The 206-nt window shown below is 44.7% G+C and carries 1 protein-coding gene; it reads left to right on the top strand.

All coding sequences use genetic code 11. The annotated features are described in order from the left end of the window. On the top strand, positions 1-199 hold a 199-nt coding region (locus tag HMPREF9163_RS12505; RefSeq protein ID WP_009441024.1), incomplete at its 5' end, for a hypothetical protein. Between the last annotated feature and the right edge of the window lie 7 nt (positions 200-206).

Genomic DNA, 206 nt, shown 5'->3' with positions numbered 1-206 from the left:
CTACCTTGCGGTAGAAGACCTCAGTGAGGAAAACGTCGTGTACATGAGTTCACTCCGTCTCCCTTTCTTAGATTTTCTTGTTTCTTCTGTGCAGTTTTCAGTGAACAATAAGGTCACAACTACGCAATCTCTTGCGTCCGATGCGCCCTCAAAACTAGACAATGCAAAACGTAGCCAAATGACCGACCTAAGATTGTGAACCGTAA

It is taken from the genome of Selenomonas sp. oral taxon 138 str. F0429 (assembly GCF_000318175.2).
GTDB classification, from domain to species: domain Bacteria; phylum Bacillota; class Negativicutes; order Selenomonadales; family Selenomonadaceae; genus Centipeda; species Centipeda timonae.
The sequence above is the reverse complement of the archived record's forward strand: the minus strand, read 5'-3'. Positions and strand labels throughout refer to the sequence as shown.